The organism is Sphingobacterium sp. BN32, assembly GCF_030503615.1.
In the GTDB taxonomy this organism is placed as follows: Bacteria; Bacteroidota; Bacteroidia; order Sphingobacteriales; family Sphingobacteriaceae; genus Sphingobacterium.
Genome location: NZ_CP129963.1, coordinates 2804809 through 2828280 on the forward strand (window position 1 = coordinate 2804809; position 23472 = coordinate 2828280).

17 protein-coding genes are annotated in these 23472 nt (G+C 42.8%); 10 read left to right on the forward strand and 7 right to left on the reverse strand.

Features of this window, described 5'->3' with window-relative positions; translation table 11 throughout:
* Positions 1–211 precede the first annotated feature (211 nt).
* From QYC40_RS11840 to QYC40_RS11855, 4 genes are read left to right on the forward strand one after another with little or no spacing between them, the layout of a single operon-like run.
* Positions 212–1423, forward strand: coding sequence for a C40 family peptidase (locus tag QYC40_RS11840; protein WP_301990450.1), 1212 nt, complete (start codon positions 212–214; stop codon positions 1421–1423).
* A 34-nt stretch (positions 1424–1457) separates the two neighbouring features.
* The gene (locus tag QYC40_RS11845) at positions 1458–2480 is read left to right on the forward strand and encodes a dipeptide epimerase (protein ID WP_301990451.1); all 1023 of its coding nucleotides are present in this window, start codon (positions 1458–1460) and stop codon (positions 2478–2480) included.
* A 41-nt stretch (positions 2481–2521) separates the two neighbouring features.
* Positions 2522–5698, forward strand: coding sequence for a TonB-dependent receptor (locus tag QYC40_RS11850; protein ID WP_301990452.1), 3177 nt, complete (start codon positions 2522–2524; stop codon positions 5696–5698).
* Between the two features lie 20 nt (positions 5699–5718).
* Positions 5719–7170, forward strand: coding sequence for a RagB/SusD family nutrient uptake outer membrane protein (locus QYC40_RS11855; RefSeq protein WP_301990453.1), 1452 nt, complete (start codon positions 5719–5721; stop codon positions 7168–7170).
* 38 nt (positions 7171–7208) lie between these two features.
* Here QYC40_RS11855 and QYC40_RS11860 read toward each other — a convergent pair whose 3' ends face one another.
* The 4 genes from QYC40_RS11860 to QYC40_RS11875 all read right to left on the reverse strand — a co-directional run bounded on the left by QYC40_RS11860 (position 7209) and on the right by QYC40_RS11875 (position 11397).
* Complete coding sequence (locus tag QYC40_RS11860; protein ID WP_301990454.1) at positions 7209–8717, reverse strand: M14 family zinc carboxypeptidase; 1509 nt, start codon at positions 8715–8717, stop codon at positions 7209–7211.
* A gap of 1 nt (position 8718) precedes the next feature.
* Positions 8719–9765, reverse strand: a complete 1047-nt coding sequence (locus tag QYC40_RS11865; protein ID WP_301990455.1) for an LD-carboxypeptidase — start codon at positions 9763–9765, stop codon at positions 8719–8721.
* A gap of 2 nt (positions 9766–9767) precedes the next feature.
* Positions 9768–11102, reverse strand: coding sequence for a dihydroorotase (locus QYC40_RS11870; RefSeq protein ID WP_301990456.1), 1335 nt, complete (start codon positions 11100–11102; stop codon positions 9768–9770).
* Positions 11103–11166: 64 nt separating this feature from the next.
* On the reverse strand, positions 11167–11397 hold the full coding sequence (locus tag QYC40_RS11875) for a hypothetical protein (RefSeq protein WP_301990457.1): 231 nt from the start codon (positions 11395–11397) through the stop codon (positions 11167–11169).
* 259 nt (positions 11398–11656) lie between these two features.
* On the opposite strand from QYC40_RS11875, the gene QYC40_RS11880 reads away from it, so the two are divergent.
* The 3 genes from QYC40_RS11880 to QYC40_RS11890 all read left to right on the forward strand — a co-directional run bounded on the left by QYC40_RS11880 (position 11657) and on the right by QYC40_RS11890 (position 14508).
* On the forward strand, positions 11657–12700 hold the full coding sequence (locus QYC40_RS11880; RefSeq protein ID WP_301990458.1) for a hypothetical protein: 1044 nt from the start codon (positions 11657–11659) through the stop codon (positions 12698–12700).
* Positions 12701–12816: 116 nt separating this feature from the next.
* Positions 12817–12969, forward strand: a complete 153-nt coding sequence (locus QYC40_RS11885; protein ID WP_301990459.1) for a hypothetical protein — start codon at positions 12817–12819, stop codon at positions 12967–12969.
* Between the two features lie 21 nt (positions 12970–12990).
* Positions 12991–14508, forward strand: coding sequence for a hypothetical protein (locus QYC40_RS11890; protein ID WP_301990460.1), 1518 nt, complete (start codon positions 12991–12993; stop codon positions 14506–14508).
* Between the two features lie 139 nt (positions 14509–14647).
* Here the strand turns inward: QYC40_RS11890 and QYC40_RS11895 are convergent, their stop codons facing one another.
* The 3 genes from QYC40_RS11895 to QYC40_RS11905 form a co-directional block, all read right to left on the reverse strand.
* The gene (locus QYC40_RS11895; protein WP_301990461.1) at positions 14648–15460 is read right to left on the reverse strand and encodes an SGNH/GDSL hydrolase family protein; all 813 of its coding nucleotides are present in this window, start codon (positions 15458–15460) and stop codon (positions 14648–14650) included.
* 201 nt (positions 15461–15661) lie between these two features.
* Positions 15662–16015, reverse strand: coding sequence for a hypothetical protein (locus QYC40_RS11900; RefSeq protein ID WP_301990462.1), 354 nt, complete (start codon positions 16013–16015; stop codon positions 15662–15664).
* A gap of 467 nt (positions 16016–16482) precedes the next feature.
* Complete coding sequence (locus QYC40_RS11905) at positions 16483–17367, reverse strand: serine protease (protein WP_301990463.1); 885 nt, start codon at positions 17365–17367, stop codon at positions 16483–16485.
* Positions 17368–18027: 660 nt separating this feature from the next.
* Between QYC40_RS11905 and QYC40_RS11910 the strand changes: the two genes are divergently transcribed.
* Genes QYC40_RS11910 through QYC40_RS11920 form a run of 3 tightly spaced genes read left to right on the forward strand, consistent with a single transcriptional unit; the run spans position 18028 to position 23414 of the window.
* Positions 18028–18765, forward strand: coding sequence for an ImuA family protein (locus QYC40_RS11910; RefSeq protein ID WP_301990464.1), 738 nt, complete (start codon positions 18028–18030; stop codon positions 18763–18765).
* A gap of 6 nt (positions 18766–18771) precedes the next feature.
* Complete coding sequence (locus QYC40_RS11915) at positions 18772–20274, forward strand: DNA polymerase Y family protein (RefSeq protein ID WP_301990465.1); 1503 nt, start codon at positions 18772–18774, stop codon at positions 20272–20274.
* Between the two features lie 2 nt (positions 20275–20276).
* Entirely contained in the window at positions 20277–23414 is a 3138-nt protein-coding gene (locus QYC40_RS11920; RefSeq protein ID WP_301990466.1) for an error-prone DNA polymerase, read from the forward strand.
* The last annotated feature ends 58 nt before the right edge of the window (positions 23415–23472 follow it).

The window sequence follows — 23472 nt, forward strand, 5'->3', positions numbered from 1 at the left end:
GTTACTGAAACAACAAATATAGAGCTTTCAATCGAAATTAAACGTTTTAGTAAAATGTCAATTAATGCAGGAATTCTAAAATAAACTTGCAAGAAATTGCACACTTTTTTGCCAATGTTGATAAATACATAGGGAAATCCAAGGTTATAAACAGATTTATTCGCATATTTATGCACATTTACCTTAGGTTTAGAAATTTTAATAGATACCAATGAACAAGAAAATTATTCATATTGTTTGTTTATCCCTGTTCGCTACGCAGTTCAGTTATGCACAAAGCGATTCCACGATTTTTAAAAAAGTACAGGCGGTCGTCGCTCAAGCAAAACAAAACTTCGCTCCTGACAAGCGGACAAAAATAGTGGCTATTACGAAAGCAGACGCCGAAAAAAATCAATACTTTATTGAATCCACAGAAGCAGCTGCAAACAATTATATCCTTCAACAGGTAAAAGACCTAAAAGCAGAAGTAAAAATTAATAATCTGCCGGATAGTTCAGTTGCAGACAAAACTCATGGAGTAATCAATTTATCCGTTGCGAACCTGCGCACGCAGCCAGGACATGCTTCTGAAATGGCAACACAAGCGATATTGGGAACTCAGGTCGATATCCTTCAAAAAGATAAGGGTGAGTTTCGCGTCAGAACACCGGAGGGTTACATTTCTTGGATACCTACCTCTTCCGTGGTTCCTATGGATAAGCCTACTTTCGAAAAATGGAAAAAACAACAGAAGATTATATACACCCAAGATTTTGGAAAATCCTATTCCAAAGCTGACAATCAAAGCGTTCGCGTGTCGGACTTAGTATATGGAAACATCCTTAGCTTATTGGGTAAAGAAAAAGGATTCTACAAAGTTGCATATCCGGATAACCGTATTGCCTATATTCCGACGAACGAAGCTGTCAGCTTCGATCAATGGATATCAACAAGAAAACTAACACCGGATAATGTTTTGGAAAGCGCAAAAACGATGATGGGGCTTCCCTACTTGTGGGGGGGTACTTCTGTAAAAGGAGTGGATTGTAGCGGATTTACAAAAACTGCATTCTATATGAACGGTGTGGTTATTCCTCGCGATGCATCTCAACAAGTATTAGCGGGAGAAAAAGTCGACATACTGGATGCTGAAGGTCATTTTGAACCGGCAAAAGCGCTAAAAAATTTAAAACCTGCCGACTTATTATTCTTTGCGTCTGGCAAAAATAGCAACCCAAATGCTCGCGTCACACACGTCGCAATGTATATAGGCAATGGCGAATTTATTCACTCCGCAGGAACCGTTCGAATCAATTCCATGTTGAAAGATGCTGCAAACTACGACGATTTCCAAACACGTACTGTTGTTGCTGCAAAACGCTATATCGGAGTCGACGATCCACAAATACAAACGATAAAGAACAATCCGTATTATAAATAACAAACCAATGAGTGCAGCTTGGCAATCAAAAAAAATGGGAAAATTCACCCTACGCTACAGACCTTACACATTAGAATTAAGACATGTTTTCACTGTAGCATCTTTCAGCCGTTCAACTACACCAGTTGTACTGACCGAGCTTGAATATGATGGAATAATCGGATACGGCGAGGCAAGCATGCCTCCCTATTTAGGCGAGTCACAAGAAAGCGTAATTAACTTCCTGAGCAAGCTAGATCTATCTGCTTTTTCATCACCTTTTGAAACTGCGGAAATTCTAAGCTATGTGGATCAGGTCGACAATAAAAACACAGCGGCAAAAGCCGCTCTGGACATCGCCTTGCATGATCTATTGGGAAAAATCATGCAGCAACCATTCTATAAAATCTGGGGATTAAACCCTGACCTTATTCCAGCAACATCTTATACCATAGGCATTGATACAGAGGATATGATCCGAAAGAAAGTCGAGGAAGCCCAACAGTTTAAGATATTAAAAGTAAAGCTGGGATTGGATACTGACAAGATGATTATTGACACCATTCGTTCGGTAACTGACGTGCCGCTATGTGCCGACGTGAACCAAGGATGGAAAAATAAAGAAGAGGCCTTAGAGATGGCTAACTGGCTTCATGAACGCAATGTTGTGTTTTTGGAGCAACCCATGCCTAAAGAAATGATTGATGAGAATGCCTGGCTTACTGAGCATTCGCCAATTCCTACGATCGCAGATGAAGGCTGCCAACGTCTAGCTGATGTAACCGCATTACAGGGGGTATATACGGGAATTAACATTAAGCTGATGAAATGCACAGGCATGCGTGAAGCAAAACAAATGGCCGAACTAGCGAGAGCATTGGACATGAAAGTCATGCTAGGCTGTATGACGGAGACGTCCTGCGCCATTTCTGCAGCGGCACAATTAGCGCCTTTAGTAGATTGGGCGGATCTTGACGGAGCATTACTTATCGGAAATGACATATACGAGGGGATGTCTGTAGAGGATGGACTCTGCAAACTACCTGACCGACCGGGAATCGGTATTATAAAAACTTAAAAAAACAAAGATTACCTAAAAACAATTTAAACACCTACATTATGAAACATCAATTACTCACTTCACTGTGCGTAATGGCCTGTAGTAGCCTACAAGTCGTTAATGCACAACAGATTGCAGTAGCCGGTAAAGTTTCAGACCAAAACGGCGCTCCGATAACGGGCGTCACAGTTACTGTAAAAGGAACTTCCATTAGTACCTCTACGAACGAAAATGGTCTCTTTACTTTAAATGCGGATCACAACGCTACATTAATTATTTCTGCAATCGGTTATCAACGCCAAGAAATCCCTTTGGCGGGCAGAAAAACAATCAACATCAATTTGAGTAGCGCCGATGAGGCTATAGACGAAGTAATTGTAGTCGCTTATGGTACGGCCAAGAAAAGTGCATTCACCGGATCAGCAACACAGGTTGACTTTGGAAAAGAAGCCGGCGATGTGCCGGCAAACTCTTTTGAACAAGCATTGGTCGGAAAGCTACCTGGTGTACAGATCAATACCACAACGGGACAGGCGGGAGCAACATCAAGCATTCAGGTTCGTGGTATCGGATCGATGAATGCCGGGACAGAACCTTTGTATGTAGTCGACGGTATTCCGGCACATAGTGGAAACACTGGCCAAATGCAGTCCGCACTAGCAGGTACATCCAACAACATTATGGCAACCATCAACCCGAACGATATTGAATCCATTACGGTTTTAAAAGACGCTGCGGCTTCATCACTATATGGATCGCGTGCAGCAAATGGCGTCATTTTGATTACCACCAAATCTGGAAAAGCTGGAAAACCGAAAATCGACTTCCGTACATCTTTGGCAACCACGCCAGACTGGGCGGTAGAAAATTATAAACCGGGTAGTGTACAGGATCAAATCCAATATTTCTACCAGATTTTCCACGACTACAGAACCTCCAACGGCAAAACAGAGGCCGAGGCAAATAAATATGCTTTAGACCGCATGAATACCCGTTTTGGAATACATGGATATAGCTTTTCCAGTGAAGGCACCGGTCTATATGATAAAATCATTATTACAGGAAAGACCGACGGCGTGGAGAACAGAGATGGTAAATACTTCGACTGGAACGATGCTTTATTCCGCACAGGGAGACATCAATCCAACGATCTCTCTTTTTCGGGGGCAAACGAAAAAACAAGATATTACTCTTCGTTAAACTATACGAAAGAATTAGGGAGAGCAATTACCAACGAGTTCGAGCGGATCAGCGGGCGGGTCAATATTACTCAAAAGCTCCACGATATCGTTGAATTTGGTGCTAACATCAATATAACACACAACAATAAAGAGGGATATAACGATACCCGAAATACGGGAACAAACTATTTCTATCTGGCGAACAACTTAATGTTCCCTTTTTATTGGCCAACCGATTATAAGACAGGAAAGGAATACAACACCCGGTATAATTCCTTAGGATACAACCCATTATTCTATGATCAACAATGGGAAAACAATTCCAAAACGTTTCGTGTAATCGCTTCGCCTTCATTAACGGTAAACATCTTGCCGGAATTAACAGGAAAGACAATCTTCTCGTATGATAATGCCGAGGTGAAAGATCATTTATACTACAGCCCGCTTCATTATCATCCAACCTACGGAGCGACAGCAAATGGTTCTGTTTTCGAATACAGCACCAACTACCGCATTTTGGTTTCATCATCGACTTTAACCTACGACAAAAAGTTCAACAACCATAATCTAAACGCCTTGTTGGGTTTTGAAGCACAGAAAAATGAAACAGACTACCAGTATGCGGCAGGTTCAAATCTTCCAAACTCAGCCTTGCATACTGTAGCTACTGCAGGGGTAAAAGATGCTAATGCCTATTCCTGGGGACACAATATGATGTCTGTGTTCTCTAGACTGGAGTACAACTATTTAGATACCTACTACCTATCGGGATCTATCCGTCGTGATGGTTCATCGAGGGTGGGACCAAAAGATCGCTGGGCAAACTTCTGGTCTTTGTCGGGAGCGGTGAACTTGAAAAATACAGCTTTCTTAACCGATGTAGACGAGGTTAACTTCTTGAAACTAAAAGCGTCATATGGAACAAACGGAACCCTTGCAGATTCTAACTTTGGTTGGCGATCGCTTGCAGGTTTTGGTCTGAACTATATGAGCCAACCTGGAGGATCCATCAACACGATCGCCGATGAAAACTTACGTTGGGAGCAAAACTTAAACTTCAACGTAGGAACAGAATTCGGATTGTTCAATAGCCGTCTTAACGGTTCCATCGAATATTTCTCTAGAACTTCCAAAGACCTATTACAAGCCGTAAATATTTCACTCATTACAGGTTTCTCAAGCACCTTGAGAAACATCGGTAAAATTAACAATAGTGGGGTGGAAATCGCGTTGAGCGGAGATATCATAAGAAATGATAATTTCCGTTGGTCTGCAAATGCAAACACTTCATTATTGACATCAAAAGTGAAGTCCTTATATGCAGGTCAGGATATCCTTTGGTCTGACCCGACAGGCGGTGATGCTCGTGTGCCATTTATATACCGTGAAAACGAGTCTGTCTACTCCTTTTATATCAGAGAGTGGGCGGGTGTCGATAAAACGAATGGAAAACCGGTATGGTATGTTAATGATCCTGAAAACCCAGATGGCGACTTCTTATATAACGGCCGAGGCGCGTCTAATTCAGTATCAAAAGCGAAGCAAATTATTGCTGGAAGTCCAATTCCGAAAGCTTACGGTGGTTTTGGAACCGAACTGGAATATAAGGGTATTAGCTTAGGCATGACCTTTACCTACAAAATCGGCGGCAAGCTATATGATGCAGGTTCTAAGGATGTAGCAGAAGACGGTTACTACTGGGAGCGGATTCGTTCGGAACACGGTATCAAGGAAGTGTGGAGACCTGACTATACGGATGCCTTGTTGCCTAAAGTAAGTGGAAATGACCCCGAAGATGGGATTACCAATTCCACTCGCCATCTTTACGATGCTTCATTCTTACGATTAAAACAAATTAACCTAGCTTATCGAATTCCTGCATCGATCACCGAAAAAGCAAGAATCAGTAATGCTAGAATCTTTTTCAATGGTACAAATCTATTGACCTTTTCCAAATTTAAGCTTGCGGATCCCGAAGTTAACCAGTACGGAACGCGTGGATGGGAAACCCCATTCGGGAAGACTTATTCCTTTGGTTTAGAATTTAGTTTATAACCTATCAATTATTATCAATCATGAAAAAGAAATCAATATTCATCATAGCGCTTGCAAGTATATCCCTATTCTCATGCAAGGATTTTCTAGATGTAAAACCAACAAACTCCATTGACTCCGGAGAAACGATCAGCACGGTAGCAGATGCTAAGGTGATGACAAACGGCTTATTGCGTAGCTTAGTAACAACGAGTTATTACGGCCGAAACTTTATGATCTATGGAGACGCAAAAGGTGGCGATGCAACGATAGTTTCACAGGGGCGTGGCTTAGACGCGCTGTATGTATTCAATCATACCGTGACAAACAATAACTACAGCGGCTTCTGGGCTGAGGGATACAACGCCATATTGCAGGCAAACAATATTATACAAAGTATAGATGATTTAATTGCCAATGGCTCTACTTTGGATTTCAACACTTATAAGGGGCAAGCATTGACCTTGCGTGCATTAGTTCACTTCGATTTGGTTCGCCTTTACGGTAAAACCTATACAGATGATCCTAATTCGTATGGTGTTCCGATCGTGACCGAAAAATTGAAACACGATGCTAGATTGCTTAGGAATTCCGTATCGGAGGTTTACAAACAAATCTTGAAGGATTTAAAAGATGCCGAAGCCTTGTTGCCGAAAACAAAAACAAATGGCTATGTGAATTACTACGCTAATAAAGCTATACAGGCTCGTGTATATTTGACGATGGGCGACTTTACAAATGCATTTACTGCGGCAGAAGAAATCATAAATTCCAAAGTATACACCTTATACAGTAATAGCGAGTGGGTCAATTCATGGGCAGCTCAGTTCGGCAAGGAATCTATTTTTGAAATTGCCCTTGCTAAAGATCAAGGCGATCTAGGTTCAACCTCATTAGGGTTCTATTACCTCAAAAGTAAGCAGAACAATGCGCTGGGTAACTTCACCGCCTCAGATTATTATGTAAATCGTTTAGGCGAAGACGCTAATGACGTACGTTGGGGCGTTATGACGGAAGATGAGTTGAATAGAAAGGCTGCAGTCTACAAATATGTTGGCGGCTTAGCAATGAAAGGTGACGGGAAAGACGTCTTTACTGCAGTAAACATCAAAGTTATTCGCTTATCAGAGGTTTATTTAATTGCGGCAGAAGCAGCCTTGAAGAAATCGGCACCTGATGCAGCAAAAGCAGCAACCTATTTAAATGAGATCCGCAAGCGCTCACCAAGTTTAGCAGCCGCAACAGCCGCAACAGTAACACAAGACATGATCTTGAACGAGAAAAGTAAAGAACTTTACGGCGAAGGACAGCGTTATTGGGATATGATTCGTAACAACAAGACAATCACCTTCAATGATGAGCACGTAGGTGTATCGCTTCAACATCGAACGAAAACCATCGACCGCAGCTTCTACAAAACAATTCTTCCAATTCCACAGGTTGAAATCGATGCCAACCCGGAACTTGAAAAACAACAAAATCCAGGATATTAATCCCATATATAAAAAGAGCTGGCACATGCCAGCTCTCTTTATTGTATCCTATTCTTTAACAATCCTATATCCTTTACGGACTTTGACAAATCAATCAAATAGCCATTTAGGATGGCATATTTCAGGTTGCCTGCAGAATCGCCTATATAGAAATTAGTCGTTCCACCCAAATCAATAAATGGCGTTGCTGCAAAAGCAGTCTTGCTGAACACTTGAATTGGCAGGTTATGGAGCATGCCTTCTTCGGTTGGCAAGAGCTTCGCCACCTGCACCCCCATATATCCCTTTTTCAATAGATCATAGGCCAGTTCGGGCGTTAGTTCCGTTAATGTCGGGAGAGCTTGCGGTGCTATCTTCCCTGCTATAAATCTTAAACCGTCCGCATCCACTTCATCGTATCCATACGATTCTGGCAAGTCGCCAATATCCTCTACGCGACCCCGTACAAAATAATCTGCTCCTACGGTCGTTTCACCTCTACGAATCGCAATATCGCTCTTTAGCGGAATCGAGTCATTCCCGAAGGAAAGTCCACGGACAACGATATCATGCATCTGGCTCGCATTGAATGGAATTTCCTCATAACCCTTTGCTTCATAGTTCTCATAAGTACCTTGCGCAATCTCCATCAAAGCATTGAGGATAATGATAAAGTTGAGTTTCCGAATCTGTTGTTTTTCCGGATCGCCTTTCAGTCCTCCAGATTCGATTAGTACAGTACTCGCTCCCCATGACTGAAAGTTATCGCCAAATCCGCGCGGAGTATAGGTATCGTCGTATTTGGCAACCGCATCAGGAACGTACTGCTGCAAAATCTTATTCATCCCAACAATAATCTGCATTGCTCCTTCCCGCACATCATTGATTTCTCGTTCCGTATTGTAAGCCGGAGCCAACAACGAAATCGTCACTGGATTCTTGGTTTCCGGCACATTATAATAAATATTCTGATCATGAAGATTGAATCCATAACGAGGATTAAACTCCTTTGCCCGCGATTTTAACAAAGCTCCCTCTACCGTTTGACCCGCACGCGCATCTCTATTCAAGTCTATACTTTGCGCATTCCGACGTAAAAAGCGCTCTGCGCCGTCCGGATTGAGCATGGGGATAAAACGAATATTTAGATTGTCTTGAAGCAGATTCCGAATGCTATCAAAGCCATCCCCCTTGCCTTCCAAAAAGTTGAAAATATCAAACAGCGCCATGGTCGCTGTCGGCTCATCGCCGTGCATTTGCGACCAAAGCATTACCTTCTTGTCTCCTTTGCCATAGGCAAGCTCATAAATTGCTCTACCCTCCACAGATTTTCCAATTTGCGAAATATTAAACAATCCGCTCTTACGATGCACTTGGATTAGTGAATCGACATCTTTGTGTTTAAATCGCCTGTGAAACAGAGCAGATTCCTTGAATGAGGCATGCATGGTATTCCATTGGCTGCTATCCACCTGCATTCCCGATTTTACAGTTCGCGTTGAACTGCTGAATGGATTACTACAGGTTGTCGCGGCCAATAGACCTAAGGAAACTAAGAATAACTTCATATTAAATCAACGCTTTTTCTAGGATTTCTATTGTTCCCTTCGTCGCATCTAAGCGAACTTTCACACCTACAGGCAACAGGAACTGATCATCAATATGGCCAATAACCGCGCCAGTGTAAGCTGGGATATTTAACGGTTTAATAAAATCACGAAGGATTTGATCCAAGTTCAATGAACCATAGCCTGCTGACGGTGAACAACCTGTACACTTACCGAAAACAAAACCCTTGATCTGCGAAAGGATACCCGCATTCATCAATTGACAGAACATCCGATCCACCTTCTCGGGGCTCTCGTTGATCTCCTCTAAAAACAAGATGCTGTCTTTAAAATCCGGAAGATAAGGAGAACCGCAAAGGCCGGAAATCAATGTTAAGTTACCCCCTAAGAGCTTTCCTTCTACCACACCGGGATTAATCGTCGTTATGCGGTCCTTATATTGCACAATGTTGTCACCCTTTTTATCAGGGTTTGAAAAAGTGACCAGTTTATTGTCAATAAACTGATCGTTAAAAGTTTTGGCTACGAAGTTGCTCCAGTTCGACGTACCAACAGGACCATGGAAAGTAACCAAACCTACTTTTGCTTGGAACGCCATGATTAATGCCGTAATATCACTGTAGCCCAATAATACTTTCGGGTTATTCGCAATAAGCTTATAATCTATTTTTGAAAGTAATCGAGATGCTCCCGCACCTCCACGTATACAAAGGATTCCGGCAACAGATTTATCGGCAAACATAGCGTGCAAATCTTCGAGTCTTTGCGCGTCGGTACCTGCCAGGTTACCATAGCGCTCGCGAATATATTTTCCTTCCTTGACCTTGAACCCGAAATAAGTTAACACTTCTTTGGTCAAGGTGATCGCATCCTCATCGCCTAAGGCACTAGCTGGCGTAATGATACCAATGGTATCGCCAGCTTTCAACACTTTACCTTTCAATAAAGGTTTTACCTGCGCTGCCATAGCGATGGCCTCTGAACTGCCCGCAAACGGGATGGCAGCCATCCCCAATCCTAAAGATTTTAAGAATGAACGTTTATCCATTATTATCTATTAAAAAGTAAACGATGTCCTGAACCAACTTCTAAGATAGCACCATTGCTATAGGCAATATTACCTGACACCAAAGTATGCTCAATCGTAGAAGAGAAGGTATAATCCTCGAATGGCGACCAGCCACATTTCGAAAGTATATTCGATTTATTTACCGTATAAGGTTTATTCAAGTCTACCAAAACTAAATCTGCCCAATAACCTTCACGTATAAAACCACGTTGTTCAATCTGGAATAAGGTTGCTGTATTATGCGCTGATTTTTGAACTAATTGTTCCAAAGTCATCTTGCCTTGTTTTACTAAGTCAATCAATGCCTGTAAAGCATGCTGCACCAATGGCCCACCAGATGGCGCTTGCAAATAAGCTTGCGATTTTTCTTCGATGGTATGCGGCGCATGATCTGTTGCAATCACATCAATATGCCCATCCAATACCGCTTTCAAAATGGCGTCGCGGTCATCGGCAGTTTTCACCGCAGGATTCCATTTAATAAAATTCCCTTTCGTTTTATAGTCGGCATCCGAAAACCAAAGATGGTGTATACAAGCTTCCGCCGTGATGCGCTTCTGCTCCAATGGAATCGCATTATCAAACAAGCCAGTTTCTTTGGCCGTTGAAATATGAAGAATATGTAATCGCGTATTATTTTTCTTGGCCAACTCCACCGCTTTGGATGAAGAAAGATAACAAGCCTCTGCCGAGCGGATCAGCGGGTGCATTTCAATCGTTACGTTGTCGCCATACTTTTCTTTATAGGCCGCTAGATTTGCTTGAATCGTCGCTTCATCTTCACAATGCGTGGCAATTAATGTGGGCGCCTGACTAAAGATTGCTTCCAGCGACTGTTCATTATCGACGAGCATATTCCCAGTAGAAGAACCCATAAATATTTTAATACCACATACATCGCGTGGATTCGTTTTCAATACTTCATCCAGGTTATCATTTGCCGCCCCCATAAAAAACGAGTAATTGGCTAAAGAACTATCCTGTGCGATATCATACTTATCTTGCAATAGTTTTTGTGTCAATGTATTTGGCACGGTGTTCGGCATCTCCATAAAAGAGGTCGTCCCGCCGGCAACAGCAGCGCGACTTTCCGTAAAAATATTCGCCTTATGCGTTAATCCAGGCTCGCGAAAATGAACCTGATCGTCGATCAATCCCGGAAAGAGATGCAGACCCTCCGCATTTATCTCTTTATCAGCAGAAACATCAATCGTCCCAGCGATTTTTTCTATACGACCATTTTTAATCAATAGATCTTGCGCCTTGACCTCCCCTTCATTTACTACCTGCGCATTTTTGATAAGTATTGTAGACATGTATATTTATTTTAGGATAAACAAATATACTAAATAGGAATTCCTAAAGCAGATTAATTGCGTATTATGGTTCAAATGTCCCTTCCGGAACATAAAACATTTCCAACTCTTCTTTTTTCGCCAACTTTCTACATGCGCCATGGTCCATCAGAATGATTTGATCGCTACTTTCCAAAACATTGTGGTAATCATGATCGGAGATTAAAATGCTCTTCGAATTGCGAAAATTGAGAACCAATTTCTCGACATTTTCCTTTAATAACGGTGAAAGTCCCGTAAAAGGCTCGTCAAACATCAGCACTTCTTTCGGCCGCAGGGGTTTGTCAATTTATATCGTTTTAAAACAAATTCTGAATCAAACTCCTAGGTCTTCTGTAGATATTCCACTATAAAGTTGATAATCACCATGTTTCAATTTTCGAATTTTACTATTTTTAACCAATAATAATATAATATCATATTATTTAATATAACCATATAACGCTTAGAGTAATGAATACCGAGGTTAACCTCTTGATTGGTCATTAATAATTCCCATTATAATATATTCTGCCATGCTTAATAAATTCTGGAATCACATTTCCTATCGACATGTACCCCAAGAAACTGTAAATCAACCAAGATTAATTCAACTAAAGATTATTAACCGCCTCACGCTGGGCACCTCAATAATCATTTTCTTACATGTAATTCGCGATTACTTTTTTTTAAACTTTCCTTGGACCTGGCTAACAAGCAGCAGGATCATCCTGGCTGCATTTTTACTCTACTGTTATTTTCATTATAAGGCACGCTTCAGGGCAATTTTCCAATTTAGCCTCTATTTTATTTTGGCGGCCTTAATATTCACGATGAGCCTCTGCTATGGAGTAGACAGCGATTTCTATCTTTTCTTTTTCCCTTATTTGGGGAGTTTCAGCTTATTATTTAATGATAAAGACAATTTCAAATACAGTATTCTCCTTTACAGCCTTACCTTTCTGATTGTTCTATCACTAAATAAATTTCAGATTGAACCTTATCACTTTAATATAGAGGAATATAGTCATGCCCAGCAGACGATCCGCATTCAGACTATTCTTGAGGTGTTGATACTCACGGGTTTTCACAGCTATTATGTATTCGAAAAAAATATGAAACTCATTTCACTTAATAACAACTACCAAAGCAGCAATAATGAAATTGTTGCATTGAAAGCGGCAGTTGAAGATGAGAAGATTAATAAATTAGAAGAACTTCTCGAATTAGCGAAATCCTGCGACCCTGGCTTCCTCTCCTTATTCCAACATATATTTCCAAAATTCCGCGATGCGCTGTATGAAATCAATTCAAACTTTGGCCAGGAGGACTTTCGCCTTTGCGCCTATATAAAATTAGGTTTTAACACCAAAGAAATTGCCCATTATAACCATCTATCCATACGTACGGTGCAAACGAAGAAGAGTAGATTAAGGAAGACATTTGGTGTTGCGTCAGAAAAAAACCTTTACGTGTGGGTTTCTGAAATCGTTGACCAGGCCACTTCTACTTTTTTAAGCACGAGTGAAAGATGTAATGATGCGTCCACAAATCACTTTGAATCAATAAAAACCATGTAAAAATTACTACAAAACGTAGTTTATACGTATCATAAATCGAACTTTTGGTGTAGCCCAACTTTCTCATTTACCCTGCTTTTCAGCATATGTTTGACGGCGTTAAACACCTGAAAAACATGAAAAAACCAAATTACCAAGGTCCGCTGATCAAGCTGGAGCTCATTGAACTAGAATGCGGAATTGCCGCCCAGTCGACAGAAGGGGTTGACATCGGAACCCCAGGCGTAGAAGATCCGCCAGAAGACATTGATGAGCAGGAGTTATTTTAAATTAATTGAGAACAAAAAAAAATGAGGAAATTGAATTTCATTAAAAAATGCATGGTTGCCAGCCTGATCGCAGGATCAGTCTTTATTCAAGGTTGCGAGAAAAGTGAATCGGCAGCAGATACGGACGGAAACACGACCGTATTAATTAAAGTAGTCGATAAAGCGAGGATTCAAGCATCGACAACACTTCCTAAGATAAAATCTTATCAGATGGAAGTTCAAAGTGATAAGAACGACGACGTTCCGATGCAGGTGACTGCAGAGTCAAGTGTTGAGGAAGGAATTACCCCGAATCAACCCAAACTTATCAGTTCAACCATCCGCTCTTCGGCGGGAGGACTAAAGGCGTCTACAAATGCTGCAAAGGGCGCAAAATATCGCATGATGATCTATTATAAGGATAGCGGTCTATTCTATAAATCGATGATGATGAATGCTGATGAGATGGCTAAAGTGGAACTACCTAGCCATAACACTTTTAATTGGATAGCTTATACCTACAACGACGACAGTGAGTTAGAAGTACCCAGCGACTTGGATAATCCAAAAATAGAATCACTGATCGACAGACCGCTTTTGTATGCTAGTGGTGAGATCGAAGTAGAGGGAGGCCAAGCGTCGATTGACATTCAATTTAAGTACTTACAGGCACAGGTTGTTGTAGAATTAAATTCCACACAAATGTATGGAACTGTCGTATCGGTGAAGGCTAAATTTGACAAGACAGACTACATCAAAAACGCTACATTAAACTTAAAAACGGGGAAATTCGAAGATGTACAAAGCAGCAATATCAGTGACCTGACGTTTCATACCGATGTAGACGGAAAAACAAAATACACATCATACTATACGATCGAACCTGAAAGATTGACAAACATGGGCGTTATCTTTTCCGAGATTCAGGTGAAGCTCGATGAGACGGGAGAAATACGTTCAGGATTAACCAACGCAGGCGTCCCACAGCTCGTAAATTTTGAATTTGTAAATCCTGCCTCCTTTAAGACGTTGAGAGCAAGACTGATGGTTACAGGCGGTTATTATCTTGTGCGCGGCATAAAATGGTCTCCAGGATACCTGTATATTCATTCTGACGGCAGCTACCGCTTCCGTTCTGAGCAAAAGTATCTTGGCTATTATGACTGCGATTTCTATTGGAACTGGAAGTCAACAACACCTAGAGGACGAACAGGAAGCGGCGATCCTTGCGCAAAGGTTTATCCGGAAGGCAACTGGCGACTACCTACATATGCTGAAATCAGCAAAATGGCAGGTACTTATTTGTCGAGCGGTTCTAATTTCGTCGCTTACCCCGACGAACGTACAACAAATCGTTATATGTACTTGATGGAGCATGGAATCATGTCCGGATATTACTGCAACGCAACATGTACGGGTTATGGAAAAATTTGGTCGAGCACTCAAAAATCCAGTTGCGCAGCCTACATCTTAGAGATCGAAGCTTCATGCCGAAAAGCCTGGGTGACGCATCTTTCAACAAGCTACAGGCTTCCTGTACGCTGCGTAAGAAACAATTAAACGATACAGAAAAGTTAGAAAAGCTTTTTCTATATAGGTTTCAATTTATAATTGTTTTTTCAAGTTAGCTTTCCATTTACCTATGGAAAATTGACTATTGCTTTACAACGCTCCCCCTCCGGGGGAGCTGCGTTTTAGGTTAATGATAACCTTCATAATAGGCTCCACCGCAGGTCGGTTGTTTGGGATCAAATATCGATAGTGCTTTAAATAAGGAAATCGCCATCTCTTTATGGCCTTGCCCATTTGGATGCAGTGGATCGTTCAATAGTTTCTTTGACCATTGATGGCTATACTTTCTTTTTAATTCGCCATTCCAAATTTCCCATTGATCGACGAAAATAACCTGCTCCTTAGCAACAAGGGCCTTCATTTCAGCAACGTAATCTTTTAAATTGGCGCGCTCTGGCGCATGCGATTCAAGAATCGCTGTTGGACTGAGCAATACCGGAATAGCAGCAATTGCACGTATTTTTCGAATCAAATTCCCTAGATTTTCTCCATACTGCTCTACAGAAATGGCCTTGTCTTTCGCCGCGTCGTTCGTGCCGATCATTAGAAAAACGACCTGTGGCTTACTATGCGCGACTCGCCAATCAAAATCGTCTAGAATATTTTTGGTTGTATTTCCGCTCACAGCAGTATTAATGATCAAATCGCGCGATCGCCCCATCTCATACCGCACGCGTTCAAAAAATATTTCGGAGTAGGTACGCATACCATGCGTATGTTTTGCCCCTTGAGTGATACTATTTCCCGTAAATAGCCAGGTAATAGGGGTTTTGCTTTTCAGCATTTCTGCAATTGCTCGCTTATCTTTTTCGAGCGAATCACCTAACAGTTCATTGCAAACGACTTCTGGATTTCTCAACGTTAAACTAGCAGGCGTATTGCTTGCAGGATAAAGAAATAGAGAGGTGAAACAAGTTAAGAGTACATTGTTCAGGATCATTTTAGGATTGATTTTTTGATTGAACTTAAGATACGATTTTTTGTTAAAGTTTCGAGCTTCTGACGAATCGCGGATTTACAAAAAAGCTATCCTTCGAATGATCAATCCTAAGATGTCCTATTTTTTCGGAACGTGCCTGCTCCCAATGCCCATCAAGTAACTTGGGCCTAATACTCTCTCATTGGAAACTGGAAAACTTTTTTATAGTTTTTTTAAGGTGACCCAGTTCTTTGGTTCAATCTCAAATTTTAGAGTAGAGCCACTGACTTCAAACGGCATTTTAAAGTCTCCATCCTCAACGATTACCCCCTTATTGGTTTTCGTATCAAACGTATAGGTTCCGGTCCAGTTGTTGGGCTGATAATATCCTTGGATTTTTCCACCAGCCTCAAATGCAAGGGTAATTTTAACCGGTTCTGGAAGCCCCCCGAATGTCCCCTTCCCTTCCCATTTGGTATCAACCAAATTGACGATTTCAATTTCATTCGAATCTTCCTTGCTACAGGAAACTAGGGTAATAGACAGCAAAAAAAAAGCATAGATTAATTTTTTCATAGTGTGTGATTTATGTGTGTGTGATGAGAAAAAATAATCAAACACTATGCCGCTTGAAGTCTGCTTTTATCATCAGCCCTTTCACTCCCAATGAATAGCCCTTTCAGAGCGGGTCTGATACGGTTATACATTGGGTATGAAAGGGGTTTGAATTGGGTTTATGTTGTAGTTAGTGTTTAGTAGTTAGTATTTAGTAGTTAGTAGTTAGACCTATGTCGGGATTAGATGTTAGACAATTAGATTTTAGGCAATGTGTATCCTTGAAAAGAGAGATATAAAGATGGAAAGGATATTTCGCCATAGGTCTAACTATTAAATACTAAGTACTAAAAACTATTCCTGAACCAGGAAAGGAAGGGTTTAAGACAGCACCAAATCTAATTTCTAAAATCTGACATCTAAAATCTAACGCTTGCGCAAAAAAAAGAGGTCTCGAGGACCTCCTTTATGATGAATTTTTTTTGAATTTAGTTGATTAATTCTTTCAAAGTAATCACTGGTTTTGTGCCTTTTACGACCATCTGTAAATCTCTTTGTTGGTGTGGGTTGTAATAGATGGAAGATGTTGTTGATACAGTTCCGATCAGGTTTCCTTTATTATCAACGACAGGTGCACCACTGGATCCGGCGGCATAGTCTGCTGTGATTTCCATTTCGGGGTATTTTGTGCTATTGCCTGAACGATCGCTCTTCATGTAGTTTCTAGCAACGATACCTTTTGAGAAGTAGAACAACATATTGTTTGGATTGCTTAATACAAACACATCAGCGCCTAATTTTGCGGTATTTCCTAATCCAAATGGTTTCAATTTATCTCCTTTTGTATCCACACGTAGGATGGCTAAGTCATTTTCTTTTGAATTGGTCAGCACCTCCATCACAGGGTAGACTTTCCCGTTCGCGGTCATAATCTGTAGCAACAATTTGTTCCCTGCCGTATCTGCATACGCTTCTACCACGTGATGATTCGTTACGATTAAACCGTCTTCATCGATTACATAGCCTGAAGCAGCATTCACATGTGTTTTATCACATTTACCACATAAGTATGCTTCACTTACGACCACGGTTGATTCTAAAGCGCGCTCAGCGATCGCTTCGGCACTCAGTTCCTTTGTTGCTGGTTTTACGGATTGTACTTTTACTCTTTTATTCGCATTGGCTTTCAATTGTGCAACGGCGTCTTGCGGTGTCAAGAATTTGCCATTGCCAATGTTTGCGGCTGCTTCTTTTTCCATTAAGTCGAAGTATGCTTGATTGTCATGGAAAGTATGATCGACTTTCTTTTGTTGAGCCTGCACGTTTAAAGCGAGCAACAAGGCAATAATGGATAATTTAAATTGGGCTTTCATTTGTTTTTAATTTGGTTTATTGTTTTTATTTATCTTTTCAATAAAGTCTTTGCGAATATATTAATAAAGGCGCGATTATATCCTCATAATTAATATAGTTTCTGTTTTGTATAGAAAATAATACAAACAATTATAATATTAGCAATAGTTTACACTCTTTATTTAATTTATTACAGCGAATTAAGAGCTTAGTTTCGAGAATGTTATAGGTTTTGGATGGCATTTTATTTTTCGTAGGCTGACTGTCTATTGCTTTGTGGTAAAATGTTTCTTTCTACTGTTGGAAGACTGCCTATTTTGTGCGAAGATACATTGATCAATCGTCGAAAGGTAGCCTATTTTATTGTGAGAAGACGTGCTGTTCTGATGTGGAAAGATATACTATTCTCCTGCGGAAAGACTTGCTATCTGGAACCCTTTAGCGAAAGGACTTCAATAATACAGTCCACATTAGAGTTCTACAATATATTTCTCGCATACAGTTCTACAATACTTTCCAACTATACAATCCAATGCATATTTCACAGAATATTTCGATGTATGGATAATTACTACTCTTCTTATCCGTCTTATTTTTACTAATAAATTTAGTTTTAAACATTGCTTGTTTGCTAAATATTTTAGTATTAATTTTGTTTTGAAAGCCTTGAATAAGGAGGTATGATGTTAAAAAACAGAGAAGCGTTAATCAGTCAGTTAAAGAACGATATGTTGCTTTGGCAGGGGGTAAAACCTCGGGATAGCCAAGAGGAGCGTCTTGGTTTAGGACCTATTGAGGAGGCTTTTCCCAATGGCCTTTTTCCTAAGGGCAGCATTCATGAATTTATTAGTAGCGGTCGCGAAGAGGGGGCTAGTTCTTGTGGTTTCATGAGTGTTTTGCTGGGGAAGCTGATGAAGAGCAAAGGTGTCTGTCTGTGGATCAGCAGCTTTAAATCTTTATTTCCTATTTCGATAAAAAGCTTTGGTGTTGAACCTGAGCGTGTTGTTTTTATCTGCATGCAGAAGGAGAAAGATGTGCTTTGGGCGATGGAGGAGGCATTAAAATGCCCGGGCATTGCGGGGGTTATTGCGGAGGTTCATCAACTGGATTATACACAGACCCGTAGATTACAGCTTGCTGCAGAAAAAACGCAAGGTGTGGGTTTTATTTTACGTCATAATCCGCGCAGTTTGGCGGCGACTGCTTGCACAGCCCGTTGGCAGATTAAGCCTTTGGCGAGCGCTGCCGAGGAGGGTTTGCCGGGCATCGGTTTTCCGCGTTGGGATGTAGAATTGCTGAAGGTTCGAAATGGTAATCCCGGGCGTTGGGAAATGGAATTTTCCCACCTAGGTCTACGTCCTGTTTTTCAAAAATCGAATACATCTATTTTATCCGGCAAAACTCAGCAGACAGGTTAATGTATCATGAAAAAAAGGTATGCTTCCATCTGGTTCCCCTATCTGACGACAGATTGGCAAAGCAAGCGTCGCCCCGCTTTGCGAGATACTCCTTTTGTGTTTGCCCATCCGGTGCATGGGCGTATGTTGATCAGTGCGGCTAATGCTGCCGCAGAGAAGCATGCCGTGGTACAAGGGATGGTCGTGGCTGATGCGAAAGCCTTTCTCCCTTCGTTGGAGGTGCTGGATGAGCGTATCGGTCTTCAGGAGAAATTACTGAAAGCTATCGGTCTTTGGTGCATTCGCTTCACCCCTATTGTTGCCTTAGATGAGCCTGATGGACTTATCCTAGATATCAGCGGCTGTGCGCACCTTTGGGGCGGCGAAGAAAAATACCTGCAACATATTATTTCGCGCTTTGCACAATATGGTTATCAGGCGCGCATGGCTATCGCCGACAGCATAGGAGCGGCCTGGGCCGTAACCCGCTATGGGAAGAGCAACTGTATTGTTGACAGCAATACCCAACTGGAGGCGCTATTGAACCTCCCTCCTATGGCGCTACGCCTGGAGGTGCCCATCGTAGAACGCATGTATCGTTTGGGTTTAAAAAAAATCAAAAGCTTTGCGGGGATGCCTCGTTCGGTGCTTCGGCGGCGCTTCGGCGATCATACGGTTTTACGATTAGCGCAAGCCATAGGTTCTGAGGACGAATTTATCCTTCCCCTAAAACCTGTTGCGCCCTATGAGGAGCGGCTTCCCTGCTTAGAACCTATCAATACCGACAAGGGAATTGAGATTGCTATCGAGAAACTGCTGGAGGCTCTTTGTGGGCGCTTGGCCAACGAAGGGAAGGGCATTCGGGAAGCCAGCTTGATCGGGCATCGTCTGGATGGCAAAGTGGAGCAGATCAGCATCGGCACCAGCCGTTCGACCGCCCATATACCGCATCTTTTCAAATTATTTGCGTTGAAGATCTCGCAGATTGAGCCTGCCTTAGGAATTGAGCTCTTTATTTTACAAGCCCATAAGGTAGAAGATGCAGAGGCGAATCAGGAGATTTTATGGGATACCCGCACGGGGCTGGAGGATAGCAATTTGACGGAGTTGCTGGATCGCTTGAAGAATCGGGATGCTGCTTGCGAGATCTTTCGCTACTTCCCTGATCAGCATTATTGGCCGGAGCGCTCCATGCGTCAAGTTTCTTCCATCACAGAAAAGGCGGGCTTCGACTGGCCTTTGGATCGGCCACGTCCGACTCGGCTGTTGGCCCGCCCTGAGCGCATCCATGTTACAGCTCCTATCCCCGATTATCCGCCTATGGTTTTTCAGTACAAAGGTGTCCGCCATCCCGTTCGAAAGGCAGATGGACCAGAACGCATTGAAAGAGAATGGTGGATCGACCCGGGGGAGCACCGGGATTACTATGCGGTAGAAGATGATCAGGGGCAGCGATATTGGCTGTACCGTTCGGGGCATTATGGGAATAAGGAGTCGGATGAGTGGTTTATACATGGATTTTTTGCATAGCGATGGGTTATATAGAATTACAAGTGACCAGCAATTTCAGCTTTCTGCGCGGCGCCTCCCATCCGGATGAACTGATGGAGCAGGCTGCGCTTTTGGGCTATCAAGCTCTTGCAATCAATGATCGTAATACTTTTGCGGGCATTGTTCGTGCACATGTTGCAGCCAAGAAACATGGCATCCGTCTGATTCCCTCCTGTCGTTTAGATTTATTGGATGGTCCTAGTCTGCTCGCTTACCCTACCGATCGAGCGTCTTATGGGCGGCTATCGACCTTATTGAGCGTGGGGAACCTGCGCGCCGAGAAAGGACAATGTCATCTGTATAGAAAAGATGTGTATGAACATGCCGAAGGGCTCAAGTTTGTGGTATTACCGCCGGAGAAGCTGGATGCAGCTTTCTGTTTGGACCTGACCTACATGCAGGATATTCGCGATTATCGGGATAATTTAGGCTCAGATCTTTATCTCGGCATCAATAAACTGTATCGAGGAGATGATGCTAAGATGATTTTCCGCCTGCATCAATTGGCGAAAGAACTGAAAATCAAACTGGTTGCCTTGGGCGATGTCTATTATCATAGTCCTGAGCGACGGGAGCTACAGGATGTCTTGACCTGCATACGGGAGAAATGCACAATTCACAATGCCGGTTTTAAGCTGCATGCGAATGCGGAGCGTTATTTAAAGCCTGCTGAAGAGATGGAACGTTTATTTCGGCAGTATCCGGAGGCTATTGCCCATACGGAGGAAATTGCTGAGGCTTGTCGCTTTTCGCTAGACAGCCTGGAATACGTCTATCCGGCGGAGTTGGCCCCTGACGGACGGACGCCTCAGGAAGAGCTCGTTCGTTTAACCTGGGAGGGCGCAAGGGCTAAATTTGGAGAGGATATCCCAAAGCATATCCTCGACACCATACATATGGAGCTGGAATTTATTGAGCGCAAGAATTATGCTTCTTATTTTCTAACGGTGCATGACTATGTTCGTTTTGCGCGTGAGCGAGGGATTCTTTGTCAGGGTCGCGGTTCGGCGGCAAACTCGACGGTTTGTTTTTGCTTAGGCATTACCTCGGTTGACCCCTCGAAGATCAAACTGCTGTTTGCCCGTTTTATGTCGGATGCGCGGGATGAGCCACCCGATATTGATGTTGATTTTGAGCATGAGCGCCGCGAGGAGGTCATACAATATATTTACGAGAAGTATGGGCGCAATCGTGCGGCTATCGTCGCGACGGTTACCCAAGTTCGTTCGAAGGGCGCATTACGGGATGTTGCAAAAGCGATGGGCTTATCATTGGATGCCGTAGGCCGCTTGTCGGGGGTCATCAGCAGCTATTGGGATAACCATGTGGATCAGGAACGCTTAATTGAACAGGGATTTAATCCGGAGGATCCGAATCTGCAAAAGGTCTTGGCACTTGCTTATCAGTATATGGGTTTCCCTCGACAATTGGGGCAACATACGGGCGGTTTTGTGATTACGCAGGGGAATCTGCATGAGCTTTGCCCGTTGATCAATGCGCGGATGGAAGGGCGGACCAATTTGGAATGGAACAAGGACGATCTGGAGGCCTTGGGATTCCTAAAGGTGGATGTGCTTGCTCTGGGTATGCTGACCTGCGTACGCAAGGCATTTGATTTAGCGAAGCAACATTATGGGGAGGATTTTACGCTCGCCAATATCGAGCAGGACGACCCCAAAGTATATGATATGATCTGTAAAGCCGATACCTTGGGAGTCTTTCAGATTGAGAGCCGTGCGCAGATGTCTATGCTTCCTCGATTGCGGCCGCGACGGTTCTATGACTTAGTTATTGAGGTTGCTATTGTTCGTCCGGGACCTATACAGGGGGATATGGTTCATCCCTACCTGCGTCGTAGAAATGGTGAGGAGCCGGAGGAATATCCGAAGGAGGAGCTGCGGGGCGTATTAGAAAGGACAAAGGGCGTTCCTCTATTTCAGGAACAGGCGATGGAGATCGCTATTGTCGCAGCGGGATTTACGCCAGCGGAAGCGGATGAGCTCCGTCGCAGTATGGCAACCTTTAAAGCGAAGGGCAAAGTATCTGCTTTCCACACGAAGATGATTGATGGCATGGTCAGCCGTGGATATACGCAGGAGTTTGCTGAACGGGTATTCCGACAGCTGGAGGGTTTCGGAAGTTATGGTTTTCCGGAAAGCCATGCTGCCTCCTTTGCTTTGTTGGTGTATGTATCCTCCTGGATCAAATGCCATTATCCGGATATTTTCGCAGCGTCTCTACTGAACAGCCAGCCTATGGGATTTTATCAGCCCGCACAGATTATTATTGATGCGCAGAAGCATGGCATCCAGATTCTTCCCATTGATGTTAACCTGTCCTCCTGGGACAATACCTTGGAAGGCGAAACTGGGAGTAAATGGCATGCAATCCGATTGGGATTGCGCCAGGTTAAGGGTTTACAAGCAGAGGATGCGGAGCGCTTGCTTGCCGGCCGGATAAAGCCTTATCAGTCGATCAACAGTTTAATTGACGCGGGGCTTACAGCAGCAGTATTGGAACGGCTGGCGGATGCGGATGCTTTTGGCTCCTTAGGTCTGGATCGTCGGCAAGCCTTATGGGAGATCTCGGCACTTGCCGATACCCCTATTGCGCTATTCGAGGGACAGGCCTCGGAAAGCACACAGGAAGGACAAATTGAATTGCCTTTGATGAGCCCGAGCGAACATGTCGTGCAGGACTACGCTTCTACGTCCTTATCCATCAAGGCACATCCTGTTAGTTTTTTACGTAGGAAGTTGGATTTGCTGCATGTAGTCCCAACGGCTAAGCTGTCTGAGGTAAAGAATGATATGCCTGTCAGGGTCTGTGGCCTGATTACGGTACGACAGCGGCCCGGCACAGCAAAAGGGGTACTCTTTGTGACGATTGAGGATGAAACCGGATTTGCCAACTTGGTTATTTGGGGTACTGTCTTTGAAAAATATAGACGAGAGGTGTTGCGAGCAAAGCTTTTTATGGTGTATGGAAAGGTACAGAAAGAAGGTGATGTGATTCATGTGATTGCTCAACGTTGCTTTGATGTTACGGGTCTGCTGAAGGATTTAACAGAAGATCAGCATAGCGAAGAGGCTTTTCATAAGGGGAGGAATTTTCATTAGCAAAAAAGCCCTAGCAAATGCTAGAGCTTTCCGAAACTGAGGGTCTCTTCCAATATTT

Bases quoted from the DNA above. Each gene is read 5' to 3' on its own strand.
- QYC40_RS11855 (WP_301990453.1), top strand. From the start codon at position 5,719: ATGAAAAAGAAATCAATATTCATCATAGCGCTTGCAAGTATATCCCTA.
- QYC40_RS11885 (WP_301990459.1), top strand. From the start codon at position 12,817: ATGAAAAAACCAAATTACCAAGGTCCGCTGATCAAGCTGGAGCTCATT.
- QYC40_RS11895 (WP_301990461.1), bottom strand. From the start codon at position 15,460: ATGATCCTGAACAATGTACTCTTAACTTGTTTCACCTCTCTATTTCTT.
- QYC40_RS11860 (WP_301990454.1), bottom strand. From the start codon at position 8,717: ATGAAGTTATTCTTAGTTTCCTTAGGTCTATTGGCCGCGACAACCTGT.
- QYC40_RS11865 (WP_301990455.1), bottom strand. From the start codon at position 9,765: ATGGATAAACGTTCATTCTTAAAATCTTTAGGATTGGGGATGGCTGCC.
- QYC40_RS11915 (WP_301990465.1), top strand. From the start codon at position 18,772: ATGAAAAAAAGGTATGCTTCCATCTGGTTCCCCTATCTGACGACAGAT.
- QYC40_RS11870 (WP_301990456.1), bottom strand. From the start codon at position 11,102: ATGTCTACAATACTTATCAAAAATGCGCAGGTAGTAAATGAAGGGGAG.
- QYC40_RS11845 (WP_301990451.1), top strand. From the start codon at position 1,458: ATGGGAAAATTCACCCTACGCTACAGACCTTACACATTAGAATTAAGA.
- QYC40_RS11900 (WP_301990462.1), bottom strand. From the start codon at position 16,015: ATGAAAAAATTAATCTATGCTTTTTTTTTGCTGTCTATTACCCTAGTT.
- QYC40_RS11840 (WP_301990450.1), top strand. From the start codon at position 212: ATGAACAAGAAAATTATTCATATTGTTTGTTTATCCCTGTTCGCTACG.
- QYC40_RS11890 (WP_301990460.1), top strand. From the start codon at position 12,991: ATGAGGAAATTGAATTTCATTAAAAAATGCATGGTTGCCAGCCTGATC.
- QYC40_RS11910 (WP_301990464.1), top strand. From the start codon at position 18,028: ATGATGTTAAAAAACAGAGAAGCGTTAATCAGTCAGTTAAAGAACGAT.
- QYC40_RS11880 (WP_301990458.1), top strand. From the start codon at position 11,657: ATGCTTAATAAATTCTGGAATCACATTTCCTATCGACATGTACCCCAA.
- QYC40_RS11875 (WP_301990457.1), bottom strand. From the start codon at position 11,397: ATGTTTGACGAGCCTTTTACGGGACTTTCACCGTTATTAAAGGAAAAT.
- QYC40_RS11920 (WP_301990466.1), top strand. From the start codon at position 20,277: ATGGGTTATATAGAATTACAAGTGACCAGCAATTTCAGCTTTCTGCGC.
- QYC40_RS11905 (WP_301990463.1), bottom strand. From the start codon at position 17,367: ATGAAAGCCCAATTTAAATTATCCATTATTGCCTTGTTGCTCGCTTTA.
- QYC40_RS11850 (WP_301990452.1), top strand. From the start codon at position 2,522: ATGAAACATCAATTACTCACTTCACTGTGCGTAATGGCCTGTAGTAGC.